Below are 5,048 nucleotides of genomic sequence, written 5' to 3' on the forward strand. Positions count from 1 at the left end.
CTCCGGCTCCTTGCCCTGGTAGCCCGACAGCAGCTGAATGACCTGCTGGCGCACGCTGTTGAGGTCCGCGCCCAGCTTCACCAGGACCTGGGCGGCAACGCCCTCGCCCTCGCGAATCAAGCCGAGCAGGATGTGCTCGGTGCCGATGTAGTTGTGGCCCAGCTGCAGCGCCTCGCGCAAACTCAGCTCCAACACCTTTTTGGCGCGCGGCGTGAAGGGAATGTGGCCGGACGGCGCCTGCTGGCCCTGTCCGATGATCTCCTCGACCTGGCTGCGCACGGCCTCCAGGGAGATGCCGAGGGACTCCAGTGCCTTCGCCGCGACGCCCTCACCTTCGTGGATCAGACCCAGAAGGATGTGTTCGGTGCCGATGTAGTTGTGATTGAGCATCCGCGCTTCTTCTTGCGCGAGTACGACGACTCGGCGAGCGCGGTCGGTAAACCGTTCGAACATTGTGCTCCTTGTGTTGCTGGCCCCGGCAGCGAGCCATTCATGTCCACTGTAGTGGTCGTACGAGTCAACGTCGCATGGCGCAGCGATGTTCCCCACCGCCTACGCCGTGAGCGAACTCCCGTGCAAGACTGAACGCCATGTCGCGCTCGGATTTCCCCAGCGGCCGGCGGCCGGGAATGGCCGCGGTCGCCGTCGTCGGCGCACTGCTCCTATTCGTCAGTGCCGGTGTCGTCCTCTGGGGCGGCGGCCCACCGTCGTCTCCTGGCACGGCCGGCGCCCTGCGTGATTACTCCAGCGAGCCCGCTCCGGCGTGGTCGATCAGCGATGCGGACCTGCCGGACTACGGAACAGGGCCGGTCGCGTTGGCCGACAGCGACGGCGACGACTGGCTGCTCTCCTATCCCAACGGTTTGGGGCGTTCGATAGTCCTGCTCGACGGACGCAGCGGCGTACAGCGCTGGCCTGCACCGGTCGACGTGGGCCTCGGCGACTGCGCGATCAACACCGCCCGCCAGGTCGGCTGCGCTATCAAACTCGGCAAGCGACCCGACGGTTTCTATGTGATCGACCAGGACGGCACACCCCAGCCGGCCGGCGCACTGGACGACACCGTGTCGGTCACCGCTGTCGGGATCAACTTCTTACGCATCACCCAGGGCGGGCGCCTGGCCAGCCTCCGCACTCCGACCGGCCGTACCGTGTGGAACCGCATCTTCTCCGCAGCGGCCACCGCCTCCGTGATCGACGACATCCTCACTGTCACCAGCGCCGACGGGCGCGGATTCGTCCTCGATCCGGAGAACGGTCACGACATCCTCAGCTGCGCGCAGTGCGACCTGCGGGTGTATCCGCAGGGTGTACTCGCCGTCCGAACCGCCTCCGGAAGCCAGCGCGTCGAGATTTACCCGCGCACCGGCGTGGCCCGCGCGGTGTCCGGCCAGTCGGTGCGCACCGCGGAGAGTATGACGGTGCTGAGCGGTGCCGCGATCCTTCCAGTGCTCACCGGCGTCGGTCCCACACAAATCATGGCCGCCTCCGGCCACTACGAAGTGGTGGACCCGACGACCGGTGAGGGCCGGTGGAATCTGGTCGACCCGGAACTCTCCAAGGTGCACACGCGGCCGTGCGGCACCCTGGTCGCGGTCGCCATGAAAGACCGCACCCGCCGCTTCTTTACCCTCGCCGACGGCGCCGAACTGGGCACCCTCCCGGCCCCTGAAGCCGGCGACCCCAACGGCAAACTCGACGTGATGTCTTGCGTGGGCAGCCACGCGACCACGGCGGTGTTCGCCAGCGGCGACACGCTCAGCGCCATCAACGCCGAAACCGGCACCATCGCATGGAACCGAGAAATCGCCGGTCCGGTCCTCAATGTCAACGGCTACATCGCTTTGATCCAGGGCTCCGAACTCATCGTCTTGCAGCCCACCACCACCTGAGGCCCCCGCGGCCAGATTCGGTTCCCGCGGCCGGAGTCCGTTCCCGCGGCCGGAGTCCGTTCCCGCGGCCGGAATATGCCGACAGCGGGAGCGAGGTCCGACAGCGGGACAAAACTTCGACCGCCCGTGGCCGGGAAACTTCCACGCTTCCCCGGCGTGGCGTGGAACCGGATCGACGTTCCGTGCGTCTAAGGACCATGGAAGCTCCCCTCGACTCACACGGAATCCTGCGTCGCACGACGGTCCTGCGGTACGGGCTGACCGACGATCACCTGGCGACCGAGGTCAGCGCGGGCGAGCTCGTCCGTCTCGGCTACGGCGCCTACCTCCCTGCGCAGTCCCTGCCCACGGGGCCGACACGCGGCGATGTCCGGTATCGCTATCGGTGCGTCGCCTTCGGGACCGCCGACCTCGGCAAGGAAGCCCCGGTGTTGTCCCACCAATCTGCCGCCGCCGTGCACCGACTACCGCTACTCAAAGCCGACCTCACCGCGGTGCACCTGCTCAGCCGCTCAACAAGCGGTGGGCACAAGCGCCATCAGCGGCACATTCACGCGGGCCTCGCCGATCCCGAGACGACGACGACTATTGACGACATCCGGGTCACCTCGCTGGCGCGGACCGCCGTCGACCTGGCGTGCCTCGGCGGCTTCGCGCAGGCTCTCACCGCCCTCGACGGCGCCCTCCGACTCGGTGCCACCGCCGACGAGTTGACGACCGAACTGTCCGCCCGGCGCCGCAAGGGCATCACTGTCGCGCGACGCGCCCTGGCCGTCGCCGACGGTAGCTCGGAGTCGGTGGGCGAATCGTGGAGCCGCGCGCAGTTCATTCTCGCCAACCTGCCGCTCCCCGCACTGCAGCGGACCTATCAGTGCCGCACCCGCCAGGCCCGCGTGGACTTCGATTGGTCGGCGCGCCTGGTGGGCGAGTTCGACGGACACCTCAAGTACGGGCGCCAATTCCTGCGCGATGGCGAGACCGCCACCGACATCGTCGTCCGCGAGAAGGACCGTGAGGATCAGCTCCGCGAACTCGGCCTGATGGTGGTGCGCTGGCTGTGGCGCGACCTCGAATCCGGTGCCGTCGTGCCGATGGTTCAGCGCTGGCTCAAGCATTTCGGGCTCGTCCACTGATCCGCGCGGTCGATCCGCACGGTCGCCTTCCCGTGGCCGGAGTGGGTTCCCGCGGCCGGACTATTCCGACAGCGCGAACCAGGTCCGACAGCAGAAGCTGACTTCGACCGCGAGAGGTGTGCCTAGCCGGCGAGGAAAGCCTGCAGGGCGGCCGAGTACATCGGGACGTCGGCGGCCCCCATCAACTCGCGAGCGCTGTGCATAGCCAGCTGCGGAGCGCCGACGTCGACGGTCCGCACACCGGTGCGGGTGGCAGTGAGTGGGCCGATGGTGCTGCCGCAGGGCAGGTCGGCGCGGTGCACGTAGCGCTGCAGCGGCACCCCGGCGCGTCGACACGCCAGCGCGAACTCGGCCTCACCGATCGCGTCGGAGGCGTAGCGCAAATTCTGGTTCACCTTGAGCACCGGCCCGCCCCCGACGGCGATCCGGTGGCCCGGCTCGTGCCGGTCCGGATAGTTCGGATGGGTGGCGTGCGCCATATCGCCGGAGACGTGGAAACTCGCGGCCAGCACCGCGAAGAACTCCTCGCGGCTGCCCCCGAGGCCGGTGACGAGCCGCTCGCACACGGTCACCAGGAAGTCCGACGCCGCACCGCGTTCGGAGCCAGAGCCGACCTCCTCGTGATCAAAGAGCGCCAGCATGGGGATCTGCGCGCCGCGCTCAGCGTCGAGCAGCGCCCGCAGGCCGGCGTAGCACGTGCCCTGGTTGTCCAGCCGCGGCGCGCTCAGCAGCTCGCGGTCGGTGCCGATCAGCTGGGACGGCGCCAGATCGTGCGTCATCAGCTCCCAGCCGAGCACGCGTCCCGGTGCCAGCCCGGCGCGCGCTGCGACCCAGTCGATCAGCGGCTCGGCGTCGGCCACCCCCCGGATGGCGTCGACGTGGCGCTGCGGATCCAGGTGCACGCCCTTGCGATCTTCAGACAGGTGGATCGCCAACTGCGGCACCCGCAGCACCGGCTCGTCAATCTGCACCAGCGCATACGACACGGCACCGTCGTCGTCGTAGGCCAGCCGTCCCGACAATCCGAGATCACGGTCCAACCAGGAGTTCAGCCATGCCCCGCCGTACGGCTCCAGCGCCACCGTCGCCAGGTCGGCGCTACGCCGATCCGGATGTTGTTTAACCCGCAGGTTGGGGCTGTCGGTGTGACCGCCGACGATGCGCAGCGGGCGCACCGGAGACGCACAATCCCCACCGTCCCAGGCGATCAGCGAACCACCGCGAATCACGTACCGGCGGCCGTCGACGTCGCCAGCCCAGGGCCGCGTCTCGTCGAGGCGCACGTAGCCAGCGGCCTCGAGTTCGGCGGCCACCGTCGCGCACACGTGGAATGGGGAGGGCGAGGCATCGATGAACGCACCGAGCCCCTCGGCGGACGCGGAGGTGGCGATCATGTCCGGCATCGACGCGGGCGTCAGACGCTCGCGAGCACCGAGTCGATGGCCGAGTAGAACAGGCCCAGTCCGTCATCACTCGGACCGGTGAGCGCCTCGATCGAGTGCTCCGGGTGCGGCATCAGTCCGACGACCCGACCGGTCTCGTTCGTAATACCGGCGATGTCGAGCTGGCTGCCGTTCGGGTTGTCACCCGCGTAGGTGAAGACGATGCGGCCTTCACCCTTGAGTTCTTCAAGCTTGCGGTCGGCGGCGACGTACCGGCCCTCACCCGACTTGAGTGGGATCAGGATGTCGGCCCCAGCCTCGTATCGGGTGGTCCACGCGGTCTGGTTGTTCTCCACGCGCAGCCACTGATCACGGCAGATGAAGTGCAAGCCCTCGTTGCGGGTGAGCGCACCCGGCAGCAGTCCGGCCTCGCAGAGAATCTGGAAGCCGTTGCAGATGCCCAGCACCGGCATACCGCGCTGAGCGGCCGCGATCACTTCGCCCATGACCGGGGCAAACTTGGCAATCGCCCCGCACCGCAGGTAGTCGCCGTAGCTGAAACCGCCCGGAACGACGACGGCGTCGACGCCCTTCAAGTCGGCGTCCCCGTGCCAGAGGCTAACTGCCTCGGCGCCGGCGAG

The 5,048-nt window shown here is 68.4% G+C and carries 5 protein-coding genes; 2 read left to right on the top strand and 3 right to left on the bottom strand.

From position 1 onward, the window contains the following. On the bottom strand, positions 1-453 hold a 453-nt coding region (locus WAW85_RS14960; RefSeq protein ID WP_422560383.1), incomplete at its 3' end, for a Clp protease N-terminal domain-containing protein. A gap of 137 nt (positions 454-590) precedes the next feature. Here WAW85_RS14960 and WAW85_RS14965 point away from each other — a divergent pair. Both WAW85_RS14965 and WAW85_RS14970 read left to right on the top strand, forming a co-directional pair. Next, a complete protein-coding gene (locus tag WAW85_RS14965; protein WP_422560384.1) occupies positions 591-1,892 on the top strand; it encodes a hypothetical protein in 1,302 nt (433 codons plus the stop codon). A 197-nt stretch (positions 1,893-2,089) separates the two neighbouring features. Next, a complete protein-coding gene (locus WAW85_RS14970; RefSeq protein WP_422560385.1) occupies positions 2,090-3,025 on the top strand; it encodes a hypothetical protein in 936 nt (311 codons plus the stop codon). 122 nt (positions 3,026-3,147) lie between these two features. Here WAW85_RS14970 and WAW85_RS14975 read toward each other — a convergent pair whose 3' ends face one another. Both WAW85_RS14975 and purQ read right to left on the bottom strand, forming a co-directional pair. After that, on the bottom strand, positions 3,148-4,419 hold the full coding sequence (locus WAW85_RS14975; RefSeq protein ID WP_422560386.1) for a M18 family aminopeptidase: 1,272 nt from the start codon (positions 4,417-4,419) through the stop codon (positions 3,148-3,150). A gap of 20 nt (positions 4,420-4,439) precedes the next feature. After that, on the bottom strand, positions 4,440-5,048 hold a 609-nt coding region (gene purQ, locus WAW85_RS14980; RefSeq protein ID WP_422560387.1), incomplete at its 5' end, for a phosphoribosylformylglycinamidine synthase subunit PurQ.

It is taken from the genome of Gordonia sp. (in: high G+C Gram-positive bacteria), from assembly GCF_049299075.1.
GTDB lineage: Bacteria > Actinomycetota > Actinomycetes > Mycobacteriales > Mycobacteriaceae > Gordonia.